The organism is Dactylosporangium sp. NPDC051087, from assembly GCF_055586325.1.
In genome coordinates this window covers 229,171-245,810 of the sequence record NZ_JBVJIJ010000004.1, presented here as the reverse complement: position 1 = coordinate 245,810, position 16,640 = coordinate 229,171, and the positions used below count along the sequence as shown (strand labels likewise).

The following is a 16,640-nucleotide window of genomic DNA, read 5'->3' as shown; positions in this document are numbered from 1 at the left end:
CAACGGATGTCGAACGACCTGCATCCGCGCCGGGCGGTGTACGCGCCGCGCGGTGTCGTGGCGACCTCCCAGCCGCTCGCCGCGTCGGCGGGGCTGGCGGTGCTGCGCCGCGGGGGCAACGCCGTGGACGCGGCCGTCGCCACCGCCGCCGCGCTGACCGTGCTGCAACCGGGGTCCAACGACATCGGCAGTGACCTGTTCGCGATCGTGTGGGACGGCGAGCGGCTGCACGGCCTCAACGCCTCCGGGCGCTCGCCGGCGCTGCTGACCCGCGACCTGGTGCTGGACCGTGCGCCGTCGGTGCGGGCGGGGGCGGCCCTGGGCGGCGCGCAGGCGGCCGCCGAGCGGGTCATGCCGGCCCGCGGCTGGCTGCCCGTGACCGTCCCCGGCGCCCCGGCGGGCTGGCGTGACCTGCACGGACGGTTCGGATCGCTGCCGTTCGCGGACCTGTTCGCCGACGCGATCGCCTACGCCGAGCACGGATATGGGGTGTCGCCGACCGTCGCGCACCACTGGGACCGCGCGGTCGAGGTGGTGCATTCCGCGTTGCACGGTGCCGAGTTCACCGAGTGGACCCGGGTCTTCACGCACGGTGGCCGGGCGCCGCGGGCGGGGGAGCGGTTCAGCAACCCGGACGCGGCCCGCACGCTGCGGTCGATCGCGGCGAGCGGCGGCGCCTCCTTCTACCGGGGCGAGCTGGCCGAGGCGATGGTGGCGCACGCCGAGCGGACCGGCGGGCTGCTGCGCGAGGCCGACCTGGCGGAACACGCGTCGCTCTGGGTCGAGCCGTTGTCGGTGCGGTACCGCGGGCACGAGGTCTGGGAGCTGCCGCCGAACGGGCAGGGCATCGTGGCGTTGCAGGCGCTCGGGATTCTCGACGGGTTCGGTGCGGGCGGCGACGACGACCTGCACCGGCAGATCGAGGCCGTCAAGCTCGGGTTCGCCGACGCTCATGCGTATGTGTGCGACCCTTCGCTGGCCGTACACCCGCCGAACCTTCTGGCACCTGACTATCTGGCGGCGCGCCGGGCGCTCATCGGCCGGGACGCCGCCGAGCACCCGCCCGGTGACCCTGCGCGGGGCGGGACGGTCTACCTCTGCACCGCGGACGCGGACGGCCGCATGGTGAGCCTGATCCAGTCGAACTACATGGGCTTCGGCTCGCACGTCGTCGTGCCGGGCACCGGCTTCAGCCTGCAGAACCGCGGCGCCGGGTTCTCGCTCGGCGAAGGTCACCCGAACGAGGTCGGCCCGGGCCGGCGACCGTTCCACACGATCATCCCCGGCTTCCTGACCAGGGACGGCGCTCCGGTCGGGCCGTTCGGCGTGATGGGCGGCCACATGCAGCCACAGGGACACGTGCAGGTGGTCCGGTCGACGGTGGACGACCTGCTGGATCCGCAGGCGGCGCTGGACCGTTCGCGTTGGTACTGGCACACGGGGCTGGACGTCCGGCTGGAGCCCGGCCTCGCCGACGTGGCCGATGACCTGCGGCGGCGCGGTCACCAGGTGCGGATCGTCGACGAGCAGGGCGCGTTCGGCTACGGACAGGCGATCTGGCGGACACCGTCCGGCTACGTCGCAGGCTCCGAGCCGCGGGCCGACGGCGCGGCGCTGGGCTATTAATGGCGGATGTCTCCCAGGGGTGACCCGCCGTCGATCCGGGTGGGCCGATACGGCAGGCTAAGCGCATGGCCGACGGCACCACCTGGCACGCGTCCGACATCGACCACGTGATCATCAGCGAGGAGCAGATCCGGGACAAAACGGCGGAACTCGCCAAGCAGGTGGCGGCGGACCACGCCGACGTCGACTCGATCCTGCTGGTCGGGGTGCTCAAGGGCGCCGTCATGTTCATGGCGGACTTCGCCCGCGCCCTGGGCCGGGTCGGTCCGCCGGTGGAGCTCGAGTTCATGGCGGTCTCGTCGTACGGGCAGGGCACGACGTCCTCCGGGGTCGTGCGCATCCTCAAGGACCTGGACCGCGACATCGCCGGTCGGCACGTGATCGTCGTCGAGGACATCGTCGACTCGGGCCTCACGCTGTCATGGCTGCTGAAGTACCTGCAGAGCCGCTCCGCGGCCCAGGTCGACGTGGTGGCGCTGCTGCGCAAGCCCGATGCGCTGAGAGTGAACGTCCCGGTGCGGTATGTCGGCTTCGACATCCCCAGCGAGTTCGTCGTCGGATACGGCCTCGACTACGCCGAGCGCTACCGTGACCTGCCCTTTGTCGGGGTCCTCAAGCCGTCGGTCTACGGCCAGGGCTGACCCCGCACTTCCTGGGAGTCTGCTGGGAGCATCTCGTCCCCGGCCCACGCCGATCCGCGACTGTCGGTGCCACGGTGTACCGTCAAATGGTCGCAAGCGTCAACTAGGCCATTCTGTCGACGCTTTCGACATCGCGTCGGCACAGTGGGTCCGGCGCGGTCAGCGGTCTTACGGATGGAGGGGCCGGGCGCCGCGCGCGCTCGACGACAACATGGAACGTACCCGTTTGTTCCGCCGGCCGGTGGTCTGGATCCTCCTGGTGATCATCGGTGCGATCATCCTCAGTTCCTTCTTCACGTCCGGCCCCAGCTACACCAAGGCGGACACGTCGCAGGTTCTCGCCCTGTTGCGTGAGGGCAAGGCCAAGAAGGCAGTCATTCAGGACAAGGAGCAGACGCTCAAACTTGACCTGAAGACCAAGGAGACCATCAAGGGCTCCAAGACGGACAAGGTCGAGACCTCTTACACCGCACGGTCCGCCGACGAGCTGCAGAACGAGCTCGCCGAGCTGCAGGCCGCCAAGAAGATCGACCAGTACAACGTCAATGTCACGCAGGACAACATCTTCGTCAGCCTGCTGATCAACTTGCTGCCGATCGCGGTGCTGGTCGTCCTTCTGCTGCTGTTCATGTCGCAGATGCAGGGCGGCGGCTCGCGGGTGCTCAACTTCGGCAAGTCGAAGGCCAAGCTGATCTCCAAGGACACGCCGAAGACGACCTTCGCCGACGTGGCCGGCTCCGACGAGGCCGTCGAAGAGCTGCACGAGATCAAGGACTTCCTGCAGGCCCCGGCCAAATACCAGGCACTCGGCGCCAAGATCCCCAAGGGCGTCCTGCTCTACGGCCCGCCCGGCACCGGTAAGACGCTGCTGGCCCGCGCCGTCGCCGGCGAGGCCGGCGTGCCGTTCTACTCGATCTCCGGCTCGGACTTCGTCGAGATGTTCGTCGGTGTCGGCGCCTCCCGGGTCCGTGACCTGTTCGAGCAGGCCAAGGCCAACGCGCCCGCCATCGTCTTCGTCGACGAGATCGACGCCGTCGGCCGTCACCGCGGCGCCGGCATGGGCGGCGGGCACGACGAGCGCGAGCAGACGCTCAACCAGCTCCTCGTCGAGATGGACGGCTTCGACACCAAGGGCGGCGTGATCCTGATCGCGGCCACCAACCGGCCCGACATCCTCGACCCGGCGCTGCTGCGCCCGGGCCGCTTCGACCGGCAGATCGCCGTCGACCGCCCCGACATGGAGGGCCGCAAGGCCATCCTGCGGGTGCACGCGAAGGGCAAGCCCTTCACGCCCGACGTCGACCTCGACTCGGTCGCCCGCCGCACGCCCGGCTTCACCGGTGCCGACCTGGCCAACGTCATCAACGAGTCGGCGCTGCTGACCGCGCGTAACGAGAAGCGCGCGATCACCAACGACTATCTCGAAGAGGCGATCGACCGGGTGATCGCCGGCCCCGAGCGGCGCACCCGGATCATGAGCGACCACGAGAAGAAGGTCACCGCGTATCACGAGGGCGGCCACGCGCTGGTCGCCTGGGCGCTGCCGCACTCCGCGCCGGTGCACAAGGTGACCATCCTGTCCCGCGGCCGTTCGCTGGGCCACACGCTGGTCCTGCCGACCGAGGACAAGTACACGCAGACGCGCTCCGAGATGATCGACACCCTGGCGTATGCGCTGGGTGGTCGCGCCGCCGAGGAGCTCATCTTCCACGAGCCGACCACCGGCGCCGGCAACGACATCGAGAAGGCGACCGCGCTCGCCCGTTCGATGATCACGGAGTACGGCATGAGCGCCAAGCTCGGCGCCATCAAGTACGGCACCGGCGACGGCGAGCCGTTCCTCGGCCGCACGATGGGCCACGAGCGGGACTACTCGGAGAAGGTCGCGGCCGAGATCGACGGCGAGATGCGCGCCCTCATCGAGATCGCGCACGACGAGGCGTGGGAGATCCTGGTCGAATACCGCGACGTGCTGGACCAGATCGTCGAGGAGCTGTTCGAGAAGGAGACCATCTCCCAGGCGGACATGGCCCGCATCTGCGCCCGTGTGGTCAAGCGGCCGCCGATGGCTCCGTACAGCGGCAACGGCCGCCGGCGGCGGGCCCTCGAGGCCGGCGCCAACGGTGCCGAGGTCGGCCAGCCGGTCGGGCTGAACGGCGATGGTGACCACGTGCGGATCACCAGCGGCGGCGAGACCACGGACGGCAAGAACTGAGCGAGATCAGCAGCACCGAACCCGACGCCGATGACAACGGCGCCGGGTTCGGTGCATCAGTGGAGCCGGAGCTCGACCACGTCGCCGCCCGGCTCGTCAGCGGGAAGCTCGGCGGCGTGGAGGTCGAGCGCAACGTCGACCTGAAGCGCATCGAGGTGGCCGTCCGCGAGATCCTGCTCGCCGTCGGCGAGGACCCCGACCGCGACGGGCTGCGCAAGACCCCGGCCCGGGTCGCCCGCGCGTATGCCGAGCTCTTCGCCGGCCTGCGCGTCGACCCGGCCCAGGTCCTGTCCACGACCTTCGAGGCGGACCACGAGGAGCTCGTCCTCGTCCGCGACATCGAGGTCATGTCGATGTGCGAGCACCACCTGCTGCCGTTCCACGGGGTCGCGCACATCGGCTACATCCCCGGCCACGACGGTCGCATCACGGGCCTGTCGAAGCTGGCGCGGCTCGTCGAGGTGTATGCGCGCCGCCCGCAGGTCCAGGAGCGGCTCAACTCGCAGATCGCCGACCTGCTGATGACCGAGCTCAACCCGCGCGGCGTCATCGTGGTCATCGAGTGCGAGCACATGTGCATGTCGATGCGCGGCATTCAGAAGGGCGGCTCGCGCACGATCACGTCCGCGGTCCGCGGCCTGCTCCGCGACGACGCCAAGTCCCGCGCCGAGGCGATGTCCCTGATCCTGCGCGGCTAGCCGCCGGGCAGGTCCGCGGCTCCCGAGCCCGGCCGATGGTCGACGACCGTCCGGCCGGGCTTTCGCCTTTCCGTGTCCGGTGGCGCTGGCTCAGCGCAGTACCAACACCGCGACGAAGACCAGAAGAGGGACCAGGGCGAGGAGGCTGATCGTCAGGCCCATCACCGGGGTCCTGGACGTCGGCCGCCGGGTGGTCGCGCCGATCGTCAGCCAGCCCAGGCCGAAGGCGAGCGCCGGCAGTACCAGCGCACAAGGCAGGGCAAGGATGCTGATCTCGTCGAAGCGTTCGCCCGCCAGCAGGGTCGGCACCTGAACGACCGCCGCGAGCACCGCGAACGTGAAATAGATCGCGGCGTTTATCCAGACCCGGGTGCTGGAGGCGGTGTCCGACCGGCCGGGAGCGGCGAGCGCGGCCTCAGACTGCTTCAGGCCCGCCGCCGCCACGCGGAGGGCATGGGACACCCTGCCGGGTAGGGAATCGGGCGCTGGGGGGCTCACAGGGCGTACGACGCCCGTCCCGGTGGCGCCGGTGGACACGGGGGCCGGCACGCCGCTGACGGCCGTCGGGCGGATGGGCCCGCCGCTGACCTGAGCGGGGCTCTTCGCGAGGCTCTGCGGACGCGCCGGGACGCCGCTGACCGGCGGACGATAGGTCGGCTGCGCACCCGTCGGGCCGTTCAACGCGTTGCCGGGATGGTTCTGGTACGGGCCCATGATCGCGCCCGTGTTGCCCGCGGTGCTGCCCATGTACAGGTTGCCGGTCACCGGCGAGGTCGGTGGGGCGCTCACCGGAACGGTCGCCGTGCGCGGACCCTGCTGCGGGGCCTGCGCGGCGCCACGGCGGCGACCCACCGGCTGCGCGGCGCCGGTCAGCACCGAGGCCGCAGTCTGCGTCTCCTGCCAGCTCGGCAACATCTCGAACGGCCGGCCGCCGATCTCACGGGAGACCTCCGCCAGATACGCCTGATGATGGGCCAGCTTCGCCCGGATCGCCGACAGGTCGTCGCGTGCGGCCTTCAGCGCCGCCTTGTGCTCCGCGACGAGCGCGATGACCTCCCGCCGGACCGCGTCGAGCCGCTGCCCGGCGGCCACGTAGTTCAGCCACGCCGTCCTGCTCGGCTCGCCCACCGGCGCCGGTGGCGTGCTCCAGGGGCCGGCGAGCTGGGCGCACACACGGCGTACCAGATCAGCGGGCGGATCAGGGTCAAGGTATACGGGAGCGTTGAGCCGCCCGGGCGTGACGCCGGTGCCGGAGAACGTGGCCCCCGGCGGGTCACCAACCCACGCGTGCGGGTTACGGATCGCGATCTGCGTCGCGTGCGGCAACGGCGCCTGCGTGGTCTCCGCGGTCAACGGCGGCGGCGGCCAGCCGGCCGCGATGAGATGCAGCCTGCCCGCCGGACCCGCGTGCGCCAGCCCCGCGATCCTGGCCAGGTCCCGGCCCTCCGTCAGCTCCGGCAGCGACGCGATCACGATGAGCAGCGTCGGGCCGGCACCGTCCGTGCGGGCCGCGAGCCAGTGCTCTCCCTCGTCCAGTACGGCGCGGAGACCCTCCACATCGGTCACCGGCGGCGGCATGACCGACTCGATCCCGGTGAACCACCCGAACGTGGACCCCGAGTCGACCGAGTCGACCGCCCGGATCCGCACCGACCCCGGCGGCGACGACGCGAGCAGCCGCAGCACCAGACTGCGCAGCAACCCCGCGACCCGGCTGTCCCTGGCATCGGCGTCGATGGCGATGTGCCCCGCCCGCAGCAACGGCACCACGACCGGGAACCGCGCGTCGTCCAGCGGATGCGCCTGCCCGACCCGCACGAACGTCGGCGGCAGCGGCCCCCCGAGCGGCGTGCTCGGCGACAACGCGTCCAGCTGCGCCCCCAACCACCCCGGCGCCAGCAGATTCGCGTCCGCCCGCAGCTCAGCGGTGAGGTCGTGCTGTTCCGCGTACTGATCCGCGGGCGCCGCGTTCGGCGAGTAACCATCGAGGATCGGCCCTGCGGCGGCGACCAGCGCAGCGGTGTGCCGGTGCAGCGCAGCCGCTCGCTCGATCCGTGCCCGCAGGCGTGCCACCGTGCCCCTTTCCGCCCTCTCCGATCCAGCAGATGCCGGAACGGTAACGCAGACCGCGGAACCAGTCAGTAGGCGCACTGGGAGTCTTGCGTTCCCGCAGGTGCGAGCTTTGTCCTTCAGCTCTCCTGATCTTGCATCGCCCGCTGTACGTCCTTGCGCACGTCCCTCACCGCTGTCGTCGCCGGCGTTTGTCATGGTCCGCGGCGCGGGGGGATGCCACGCTCAGCGCGGCCGGATAGCCTTCTGACCGTGGACCCATCGAAGCCGAACGAGCCGAACGTCGATCAGGGCAGGTCGATCCCCCGATCCCGGCCCAGCGACGACGAGGTCCTCGAAGGCGAGATCATCGGCAAGGACGAACCTCTGCGCAGCGCTGACCCTGCTCCTGGCTCCCCTCCCAAGCCTCCGAGGCGAGGGCTTGGCTTTCGTAAGACCTTGTTGTTGGTTGTTGCGGTGACCGCTGTTGGCTTGTGTTTGGGCGGCTCGATCACCGCGTACGTCCTCTACGACAAGGCCACCACCCCCGACCGTGGTAGCCCGACAGTCACCCTGCAGCAGTACCTTAATGCGCGGTTCAACACCCGTGATGAGGCAAAGGCGTCAGTATTTGTTTGCAACTCACCGGGTCTCGGTGAAGTAGACCAAGCAATTGTCGATCTTCGAGCAATTGAAGTGAAATTCGATGTTGGCATTTCAGCAACGTTTTCCGACATGATGGTTTCTGTGGCCGATGAAACGTCGTCAGTCCGACTGAAGATTAACCTTGCTATTCCTGAGGAGGATGGGAGGAAATCGATTCTAACTCAGGATTGGAAATTTGGTTTAAGATACGGTGACGGATGGCGAGTGTGCAGCGCTGAAAAGCTGACGTAGTTACTCGGCCCAGACTAGGTGGATTGGAAGCTCTAGAGTCTTAGGGATCTGTCCGCTCCATGCCCATCTGTACCAATCAAGCTCTGTGCAGACGCGCACGCAGATATCACCTTCCGCGCTGTTGTATGGCTCGGTCACTGCCCGCAGATCACGCGTGTCTTTGCCAATTTTATCTTCTGGACCAAGCAAGCGAACCACTCGCAAACCGGTAATGGCGTCGATGTCTCGAATGGACCGAGGCGGCCGGGGTGGTGGCGTGTCGAGCGAGACCAGGCGTCCCACCAGATCCGAGGCATGCCTCGCTGGCGCTATGGCTGACGAAATCTCCTCCACCCAGACGCGTTCGATCGGCACGAGTGGCGCGAAGACCTCTGTCCGTTCTGATTCGGCCCGGTACCACTCCTGCTCAGGCAGCACTGGCACATACGTCCGGCTTGCCTGAACCACCGCGTCATCAATGCGCAAGTCGCCGCGCCAGCCTAGGCCGGGCATGCCCACCATCGCCCGCCGGCCCCGCAGGTCGCGGGCGGATGCGGCAGGCAGAAGCTCAATACCTGCCGGAAAGCGTCCAGCTCCTCCAGCGAGGAGATCCCAGTCGGGAAGGTCGTCGCCGCTGGGGAAATCGCTCACGGTTCCCCCCCGAGTGGTGCGCCGACACGCTGCATGAACTGCACTGGATCGACCGCGCCATTCTTGCTCGAGTCGCTGTTGATGTGCGTTTCGAAGTGCAGGTGTGGACCGGAGGAATGTCCAGTCGTGCCGGAAAAACCAATCTCTTGACCGGGTGCGACCTTTTGACCCACCACAACGCTGGGCAGTCTCACCATGTGGCAGTAGCGGGTGATGATGCCATTGGCATGTGAGATGTCCACAAACCAGCCGCAGCCACGAACCGACGGCGAACCGTCTCGGTCGCAACCCCAGGGCTTCCCATTTGGCCCGATCGCATCACAGCGGACCTTGATAACCGTGCCTGCTGCGGCAGCACGGATAAGAGTTCCCCGTGGAACGATAAGGTCTACTCCTTGGTGGGTGGGGCGGGATGCAGTCCTATACCCCGATCCTACTTTTCCTTTGACCGGGGCGGTCCATCCAGAAGCGGAGATCTGACCTGCGGCGACGCATTGCAACTCGGTCTGATCGCCAACTGCGCGCGCTGCCCCGCCAGTCAAAGAGTTGACCACTGTCGAAGCCAACTCCTCGTGCTTGGCGTAAGCGTCGGGGTACGCGCTGCGCTGTACCTTCTGCGCGGCGCGCGTCAGGCTCATCGTCTGCCAGCCCGGGATCGTCAACAGCTTCTCATAGAACTTCCGTGACGCGTACTTTGGATCCATGATCTGCTCGGGTGTCCCCCAGCCAGTGCTGGGTCGCTGCTGAAAAAGGCCCAACGAGTCATGGTCGTTTCGTTTTCCGAGATTCGGCAGGTTGCGTAGCCACGATTCCTGCATAGCCGTTGCAACTGCAATGACCCAGCCCCGCGGCGGCACGTTCATATCCTGCCCTACCCTCACAATGATCGCCGCGTTGCGAACTTGCTCGGGGCCGAGTCGTTGATGATTCGGCATTTCCGCCGATATGTCGACCAGTTTGCCGTTGCCACAGCCGGAGTCATATGAGGTGGTCTTAGTTGCCGCGTCAAGGAAGAATGAGACCACCCCACCTCCGCAGCACAGCAGTACCAGCGCCGCTGTTAATGCGATAAGCAACGCTGGACGGAGTCTTCGTTTGCCGTCTTCGTTTTGGTCGTCGGAAGTTTCGATGCCGGTCATGCCACCTCCCAGTCAAGCGAGATGACCTGCCAGCGGCCGCTGATTATTTGGAGTTTGAGGACGATTGTGCCTCCGTCGGCAGGCACCTCAATTTTCACCGCCTGACCGTCCTCCTTTAGGATTGGCGGCCCGGTGATCGTGGTGGCCGGCACGTCGCTTGGGTCAGTCTCGGCGAGAGCCTCCATGAGATCGCTCGAAGCGTCCGGTTTCAGCCCTGACCGCCATTGTTCGCCGGTAATTCCCGGTTTGCGCAACCAGGCATTTGCAAACCGTGTGGCCACGGTGTTCGCATCTGCAGCACCCTTACTCAATGATGGGGCTGGCGTGCTGGGTTCTTCCACGACGCCGTCGTCACCGAGCGAGTTGTACGGATCTGGCGTCGTTGTCGCTGGGGCGACGGTCGGACCCTGGCCCTCGTTTTCCGCTCTGTCATCGTCGGTGAATACAGCTCGGCCGAACCCTACGACTATGAGCACAACGACAATGAGTACTATCGCGATGCCGTACCGCGTGCCGAGCAGGCGCAGAACCGTACGCATGGATGCTCACCCCGGCAGGTTTGCTGACTCCGGCCGCCGAGCCACTGGCGGGTTCGACGAGGACCGCTCCGAGTCAGGCCGATAGATGGAATACGACGGAGCGCTCTCCGCCGTTGAATCCGGCTCTTCCCACGTTGGCTCGCGTCGCCGACGATTGGGTGTGCCTTGTCGGGTCGAGTGGTCCTCCGGTTGTGCCACACGTTCACCGACATCCACGGACAAGGGGTCCTCGTCCCGAGATTCGGGGCGTTGTTGGACAGATCCGCCCTCTCCGCGTTGCCGAGGCTCGTTGGTTCCTCCAGCATCAACGACCTTCAGTGCCGCTGCTTGTCGAACATCCCGCAGGAACAATCGGTGCCAGCCGCCTGCTGATGTGATTGCCCGGGTTGAATCCTTGCCGCCGAGTTGGGTAATCCTGCGGTAGGGGCGTAGCAGTAGCCAGCCGACGATTCCCGTCAGCCATATCAGCAACACTTGGAGCCATCCGGCCAGCGTGGGTGTGTCCAAGATCAGGCTCACCGCAAGAAGGTAGATCGCCGAGCCGGTCCCGAAAATAATGATGTTGAACATCGCTGCGATGACTGCGTTGCCAAGCCTACGCAGCCCGGCGTTGGCTGGCCGCAGAAGTCCGATCGTCCCAAGAATTGGTGAGGCGATTACGGCCCACCTGAAGATCAAAAATCCTAGAATAACGAGCACGGAGGCGGTGACGTCGAAGAGTGCAAAGAACAGGCCTGAAAGGATCGCCAAGAAGCCGGCGCCGACTCGATCCATTCCATTGCTGCCTTGTAGATGCTGGTAGGCTTCCGGATCTTCTGTCTTGATCTGTTCGGAAATGCGCATCCATCGCTGCTGCTTTTGCTCGGTGAGTGTCTTGCGCATCGTGGACTCGATCGGAGGTCCGGGCTTCTTGTCCAGAATGCGCTGCTCTTCTTCGGTGGCGGCGCGCCGTTCGTCCGCCCGAATGCTTTCTATGTCTTGCCAAGAGAATGATTTCGCGTCGTATAGAGCGGGTCCATACTTCGTGGCGGTGGTGCTATCGGAGGAGCCCAAGGTGCCGCGAAGCCAATTACGGTAAAGGAGGCCGTCCACCACCGTGTCGCTGGCGCGCATTGCGGGTGGTCGTACATCATTGCATGCGGATGGATCCGGATTACGGCACTTTTCAGGCGGAATGCTCTCGTTGGGTGGTCCGAGCGCGCCGTGAATAGCCCCGAGGCCAGAGATGAGAGTCTGGTCTGCCAGGCGTGCTGACCAGCTGGGCCAGGCGGCTATTGCCGTGATGAGGACCATGACAAAAATGGCCCAGCCTGCTGTCGTTACGGTGCTAGATAGATCGGATTGCCGGGAACGCCACAGCAAATAGAGTCCGACAATTGCTACGGTTATTGCGCCGAATGCGGTGAAGATCTTCGAATAAACTGCCTTGGTTGCTGTTTCGACAAGCGGGTCGGCCCAGCCCCACATGTATGTAGGATCCCATGCGCGCTCCCGTATGGCATTCGAAGCGCCGATGATTCCCGTAGCTACCAGAAATTCCCCATTCGCGACTGTGTTTTCAAACTCCGCGCTGGGGTTGGTGACGACTGATGCGCATTTCAGGTCGTAAGTTGTAAAATTATACCCGGCATAGCCATACTCGCTGTGTCTGAACCATAGCCGGGATTCCCGCGACGGTGGTGGCTCGGTGGCAAACCAGCCTGCCATGCCGGAGTCCGGTGAACTCGGGGTGGGTGCATCCAAACAGCTCAGTCGCGACTGAATGTTCACCTGCAGTCTGTCGGTGCAATTCTGAAAATTGCCCGGGGTTCGCCATTCTTGAACCGTGCACAACCCATCCCCGGGTGCCCGTGCTGGTGATCCTGGGGTGGCGGCGGCTGGGTTTACTGGGCCGGCGAACAGCGTAGCCACCGCGGCGAAGATGACCACAGCTGCGTGCACTGGCAGGCGGCTCACCTGTCGACCTCCGGGTCGTCATCGTGGACGTCCACGACCTCCCCGCCCACGGCGTCGCCGGGCTGGGTGCCGCCTGGGGTGGTGTCCAGGTAGCGCAGGAGGTCGCGGACGTAGGACACGTCGACGCGGACCTTCTGGACGCGGCCGTCGACGTCGCGCATCACGAACTCACGGAAGCCGAGACGCGAAGAAGACGACGTGTCGGCCTGGGAGAGGGCGGCGAGGGTCTGTTCGTAGCCGACGTCCGTCGGTACCCGCAGGAGGCGCAGCGCTTCGGCGGCGATTTCCGAGTCCTCGGCGATGCGACCCACGAAGACGGTGGAGACGAGGTTCTGCACGTCCAGGCCGAGGATGTCCCGGGGGTTCTGCGAGGCCACCAGCGCGGCCAGGTTCCACTTTCGGGAGTCGCGGGCGAGGCGGACCAGGAAGGAACGGCCGGAGCGCCAGCCTTCCATGAAGTGGGCCTCGTCCAGGCCGACCAGTTTGCGCTGGGTCATGTCGCCGCCGTAGCAGCGGCGGACCGCGAGGCGGTGGGCCGTGTGCAGCATGGGCAGGGCGAGGGACTCCTCGGCGGACCAGTACTCGCGCTCGATCTTGAGGTCTGGCAGGCGCAGGCCGGCCATGGTGATGACCGTGAGGGTCGCGTCGGCGCCGAGGAGGCCGGGTGGCGGCGTGCCGAAGAAGAGCATGGCGAGGGGCATCTCGGCGGTGTCCAGGAGCAGGTTGCCGAGCTCGAGGGCGTCGTGGTCGCCGGTGTCGCGCAGGGAGCGGATGACGTCCTCGAGGCTGGAGGACTCCTCGGCCGGCACCTGGCGCACGGCGTGGCGGAGCATCGTGGCGGTCGAGGCCTCGCGGGCGACCTGCGGCGGGACGAGCATCATGCAGATGTCCTGCACGAGCATGCGGCGTTCGGCTCGGGCGTTGGAGACGGCGATCTCGAACTCGCGGTCGCCGGAGGGGCCGGGGACGTAGTGGCCGCGCTGTGGGGTGGGGATCAGCGAGTACGGCGCGAGCGTGCCCTGCTCGGAGCCGGTGAGGTTGAGGACGCGCGAGTACGGGGCGAGCTCCGGCATCGCGCACAGGCGGGCGAGCGGGCCGGACGGGTCGAGCAGCGTCACCTGGACGCCACGCCGGGCGTTCAGGTAGCCGAGCGCGCCCATGAGGGTGGACTTGCCACCGCCCGGCTCGGCGACGAAGACGGCGAGGCCGGAGCGCTCGCGGACCTCCATCGGGAAGTGCAGGTCGAGGAAGACCGGGCGGCGGGAGGTGCCGGCGGTGCGGCCGATCAGGTCGCCGCGGCGGTCGCCGACAGTGGAAGCAGCCTGCGGCAGGGCGGCGGCGAAGAGCTTGACCGGCATGCGGCGCAGGTAGCCGGTGTTGGCCAGGGGCTCGCCGGGGATGAACTCGCGGGCCAGCCAGTCCTGCTGCTTCGGGTGCTGCAGCGCGACCCGCATCTCCCGGGAGTACATCTGGGTGATCCGGCGGGCCCGCTCCAGGCACTCCTCGCGGGTGCGGCCGCCGACGGCGATGCGGTGCCAGCCGTGCGCGCGGGAGGAGTCGACGGGCAGGCCGGTGCTGATCTCGTCGCCGATGGTGAGGGCGCGCTTCGCGAGGCGCTCCAGCTCCGGTGGCGCGTCGATGCCGTGCTCGCTGTAGTCGGCCTGCTGGGAGCGGATCAGCCGGAGCCGGTGCTCCAGGTTCCGGAACGAGTCGTTGGGGCCGAGGATGTCGATGCGTGAGGAGATCTCCATCGGCCACGGCAGCCGCTCGTGGAAGTGCAGCCACGGCTCGTGCCGCTCGGGGATCTCCAGCGGCTCCATGCGGCCGACGGTGAGGACGGCGACGTGCCGCTCCTCGCCGCTGACCCGGTTGACCAGCTTGACCGTGGACCCGTAGGGCGTGCGGTAGCGCTCCACCTGCTCGGTGAGGGCGAGCAGGTCGCCGCGCTCCCAGCCACCGTCGAGCGTCGTGACCTGTCCGGGTGGGGACATGCACAGTGCGACGGAGCGGTACAGCAGCCATTCCAGCTCATAGGCGGTGACCCGGCGGCCGCGCATGCCGAACGCGCCCAGGACCTCGTCGAACTGCTCGACGGTGCGGGCCATCCTGCGCCGCTCGGCGTCGGCCACACCGCGGCGGAAGAGGGAGCCGATGCGCTCGGCGAAGGTGTCGCCGAGGGTGCGCCGGGCGAAGGAGATGCCCAGGTAGGTCTGGCCCTCGGCGTGGTTGATCGCCAGGAGGTGCTTCTGCGCGGCGACGAGGTGGTCGGCCCACGACGGGCCGGCGCCGGCGGACGGCAGCGGAAACGGCGTGTTGTTGTCCACGACGCGCGCCCACTGGTCGGCCGGGAACGGCCGGGTGGTGCGGCGCAGGTGCAGGCGGAAGCCGGCGAGCCCGGCGTACTGCTCCGAGATCGCCGACAGCAGCGCCTCACGCTCGGCGTCGGGGCGGAACGCCCAGCGGACCTCGGGCAGCCAGTACCAGGCGGTGACGGTGTTCGGCGTGAACGTCAGGTGTCCCGCGATCTCGGTGATCGCCAGGTCGATCGACGCCTGCCGGTCCTTCTGCCGGGGCTTCGGGGTGCGGTCCAGCGGCGTCTTCTTGCCCGCGGCGGGCCGGGACGTCTGGCCGGGTGGAGGGGTCGTCCTGCGTGCCGGCACGACCTTCCCGTTCGCCGGTTTCGCGGGTGTACGACTGGCGCTCCCGCCCGACGGCCGGCTCGGCAACCGGGTGGCGCGGTCCGGCGCCTGCCGCTGGGCCGGCTGCTGGGCCCGGCGCTCCGCAGTGCCCGCCCGCCCGGAAAGGTCGCCCGCCCGCCCGTGAATGTCGCCCGCTCGTCCGGACACGTCGCCCGGCCGCCCGGAAAGGTCGCCTGTCCGCCCGGAGGTGTCGCCCGGCTGTCCGGTGAGGTTGGCGGGGCGGCCGGGCAGGCGCGGGTGCTCGCCGCTCCAGTCGAAGGTGTGCTCACCGCTGCGCTCGAGCCGGTCAGCGGCCGACGACGGACCCGCGGGCAGCGCCTGGGGCGCGGCGGGCTGCCGTCGCTCATAGGCGGTGGCCGGCAGCGCCTCGGTCCGCGGGACCACCCGTTTGGGGGCGCGCAGGTCCTCGGGTGCCCGGCCCGCGCCGGACGTCGGAGCCGCCGACACCGGGATGCCGGAGATCGGCCGGTTGCTGCCGGCGCCGATGGCCTTCACCCGGTCGCGCGGCGGGTCGTCGAACAGGCCGAGGAACGGCGAGTCGACGTCCGCCGCGGGCGGTGCGCTCGCCGGCCGGTCGGCCGACGGGCCACGGGCCGGGCCGCGGAACATCGCCACGCGACCGCCCTCGGCGGCAGCCCTCAGCCCGCCGTCGTAATCAGACGTGTGCGCAGCGTCGTCATCGGTGTCCGGGTTGTTGGAATAGCCCCCAGTACGACGGGGAGGCGGGTTGGTCATGCGAGATCACCGGTGAGTTCCGGGCGGATACGCACCCTGGTGGCCACGAGCCGCGCGTCACGCTGCTCGCGGCTCGGCTCCCGGGTGTGGCGCCAGTCGGTCAGGGCTGTGCGGACCACCATCCGGGCGGGACGGTCGGGGTCGACGTAGCGGAAGATCAGCGACGTCGCCACGATCGCGAGGGCGATCTCGTAGGCGGGGAAGAAGTCGACCTGCAGCGTGATCATGTAGCGGATGAACATGAACAGGGGCACCAGGAGCGCGAACACCCCGTACTGCGCATACGGCAGCTGGATGGGCAGGGTGTAGCCGGGCGGCCCGAGGTAGACCAGGCGGGCCCGGTAGATGTCGTCGTCGGTGCGCAGCCGCATTCTCGTTCACTCGTCTCAGCAGTGAGGCCAGGAAGGCTAGGCAGCTCTAGTTTCCGAAGAGCAGTCGGACGAGCGAGTCGCCGAAGAAGAAGAGCGACGCGGCGCCGGCGACGAAGGCCAGCCCGATGATCGCGATGGCGGAGCTGGTCAGCACCCGCGAGACCTCGCCCTTGCTGGCGCGGCCGATGAAGATGACACCGAGCACGGCCAGCAGGATCGGCACGATCTTCTCGATGAAGAAGTTCAGAATGCCGTCGGTGTTGATCGTCTTCGGCGCCGGGGACGGCGTCGGCGCCAGGGCTATCGCGTCCGCCACGCGGGCGGTCTCCCCCCACAACGCCTGGCCGATCTCCAACAACATCATCAGACCTCCCCGGAGGCGCGACGGGCGAGGTGCACGCCGCGCGTTAAGCCTCGCTGATAAGACGACCCGGTCATACAACCC

12 protein-coding genes and 1 pseudogene are annotated in these 16,640 nt (G+C 67.8%); 5 read left to right on the top strand and 8 right to left on the bottom strand.

Annotated features, from left to right (window positions below):
• The first annotated feature begins 6 nt into the window (after positions 1-6).
• The 4 genes and pseudogenes from ACZ6TV_RS10155 to folE all read left to right on the top strand — a co-directional run bounded on the left by ACZ6TV_RS10155 (position 7) and on the right by folE (position 5,180).
• The gene (locus tag ACZ6TV_RS10155) at positions 7-1,626 is read left to right on the top strand and encodes a gamma-glutamyltransferase family protein (protein ID WP_465296817.1); all 1,620 of its coding nucleotides are present in this window, start codon (positions 7-9) and stop codon (positions 1,624-1,626) included.
• A 65-nt stretch (positions 1,627-1,691) separates the two neighbouring features.
• Positions 1,692-2,267, top strand: a complete 576-nt coding sequence (gene hpt, locus ACZ6TV_RS10150) for a hypoxanthine phosphoribosyltransferase (RefSeq protein ID WP_354785328.1) — start codon at positions 1,692-1,694, stop codon at positions 2,265-2,267.
• 211 nt (positions 2,268-2,478) lie between these two features.
• Positions 2,479-4,363, top strand: a pseudogene (ftsH, locus tag ACZ6TV_RS10145) (ATP-dependent zinc metalloprotease FtsH); the annotation flags it as partial.
• 178 nt (positions 4,364-4,541) lie between these two features.
• On the top strand, positions 4,542-5,180 hold the full coding sequence (gene folE / locus ACZ6TV_RS10140) for a GTP cyclohydrolase I FolE (protein ID WP_465296816.1): 639 nt from the start codon (positions 4,542-4,544) through the stop codon (positions 5,178-5,180).
• A 90-nt stretch (positions 5,181-5,270) separates the two neighbouring features.
• On the opposite strand, the gene ACZ6TV_RS10135 is transcribed toward folE, so the two are convergent.
• Positions 5,271-7,253, bottom strand: coding sequence for a hypothetical protein (locus ACZ6TV_RS10135; protein WP_465296815.1), 1,983 nt, complete (start codon positions 7,251-7,253; stop codon positions 5,271-5,273).
• Positions 7,254-7,502: 249 nt separating this feature from the next.
• Here ACZ6TV_RS10135 and ACZ6TV_RS10130 point away from each other — a divergent pair, with 249 nt between their 5' ends.
• The gene (locus ACZ6TV_RS10130) at positions 7,503-8,126 is read left to right on the top strand and encodes a hypothetical protein (protein ID WP_465296814.1); all 624 of its coding nucleotides are present in this window, start codon (positions 7,503-7,505) and stop codon (positions 8,124-8,126) included.
• Here the strand turns inward: ACZ6TV_RS10130 and ACZ6TV_RS10125 are convergent, their stop codons facing one another.
• From ACZ6TV_RS10125 to ACZ6TV_RS10095, 7 genes are all read right to left on the bottom strand, one after another.
• A complete protein-coding gene (locus ACZ6TV_RS10125; protein WP_465296813.1) occupies positions 8,127-8,756 on the bottom strand; it encodes a hypothetical protein in 630 nt (209 codons plus the stop codon).
• Positions 8,753-9,895, bottom strand: coding sequence for a M23 family metallopeptidase (locus ACZ6TV_RS10120; protein WP_465296812.1), 1,143 nt, complete (start codon positions 9,893-9,895; stop codon positions 8,753-8,755). The genes ACZ6TV_RS10125 and ACZ6TV_RS10120 overlap by 4 nt, the downstream gene beginning before the upstream one ends.
• On the bottom strand, positions 9,892-10,434 hold the full coding sequence (locus ACZ6TV_RS10115; protein ID WP_465296811.1) for a hypothetical protein: 543 nt from the start codon (positions 10,432-10,434) through the stop codon (positions 9,892-9,894). Before ACZ6TV_RS10115 ends, ACZ6TV_RS10120 begins: the two co-directional genes overlap by 4 nt.
• Before the next feature lie 6 nt (positions 10,435-10,440).
• Complete coding sequence (locus ACZ6TV_RS10110) at positions 10,441-12,390, bottom strand: MFS transporter (RefSeq protein ID WP_465296810.1); 1,950 nt, start codon at positions 12,388-12,390, stop codon at positions 10,441-10,443.
• Positions 12,387-15,698 carry an ATP-binding protein gene (locus ACZ6TV_RS10105; protein WP_465297011.1) on the bottom strand — a complete coding sequence of 1,104 codons (3,312 nt, stop codon included), beginning with the start codon at positions 15,696-15,698 and terminating at the stop codon, positions 12,387-12,389. The genes ACZ6TV_RS10110 and ACZ6TV_RS10105 overlap by 4 nt, the downstream gene beginning before the upstream one ends.
• A gap of 122 nt (positions 15,699-15,820) precedes the next feature.
• Positions 15,821-16,195: a hypothetical protein gene (locus tag ACZ6TV_RS10100; protein ID WP_354785344.1), complete on the bottom strand. Its 375-nt coding sequence runs from the start codon at positions 16,193-16,195 to the stop codon at positions 15,821-15,823.
• 46 nt (positions 16,196-16,241) lie between these two features.
• On the bottom strand, positions 16,242-16,556 hold the full coding sequence (locus ACZ6TV_RS10095) for a hypothetical protein (RefSeq protein ID WP_465297010.1): 315 nt from the start codon (positions 16,554-16,556) through the stop codon (positions 16,242-16,244).
• Between the last annotated feature and the right edge of the window lie 84 nt (positions 16,557-16,640).

Bases quoted from the DNA above. Each gene is read 5' to 3' on its own strand.
- ACZ6TV_RS10155 (WP_465296817.1), top strand. From the start codon at position 7: ATGTCGAACGACCTGCATCCGCGCCGGGCGGTGTACGCGCCGCGCGGT.
- hpt (WP_354785328.1), top strand. From the start codon at position 1,692: ATGGCCGACGGCACCACCTGGCACGCGTCCGACATCGACCACGTGATC.
- ACZ6TV_RS10120 (WP_465296812.1), bottom strand. From the start codon at position 9,895: ATGACCGGCATCGAAACTTCCGACGACCAAAACGAAGACGGCAAACGA.
- ACZ6TV_RS10115 (WP_465296811.1), bottom strand. From the start codon at position 10,434: ATGCGTACGGTTCTGCGCCTGCTCGGCACGCGGTACGGCATCGCGATA.
- ACZ6TV_RS10105 (WP_465297011.1), bottom strand. From the start codon at position 15,698: ATGTTCCGCGGCCCGGCCCGTGGCCCGTCGGCCGACCGGCCGGCGAGC.
- ACZ6TV_RS10100 (WP_354785344.1), bottom strand. From the start codon at position 16,195: ATGCGGCTGCGCACCGACGACGACATCTACCGGGCCCGCCTGGTCTAC.
- ACZ6TV_RS10095 (WP_465297010.1), bottom strand. From the start codon at position 16,556: ATGTTGTTGGAGATCGGCCAGGCGTTGTGGGGGGAGACCGCCCGCGTG.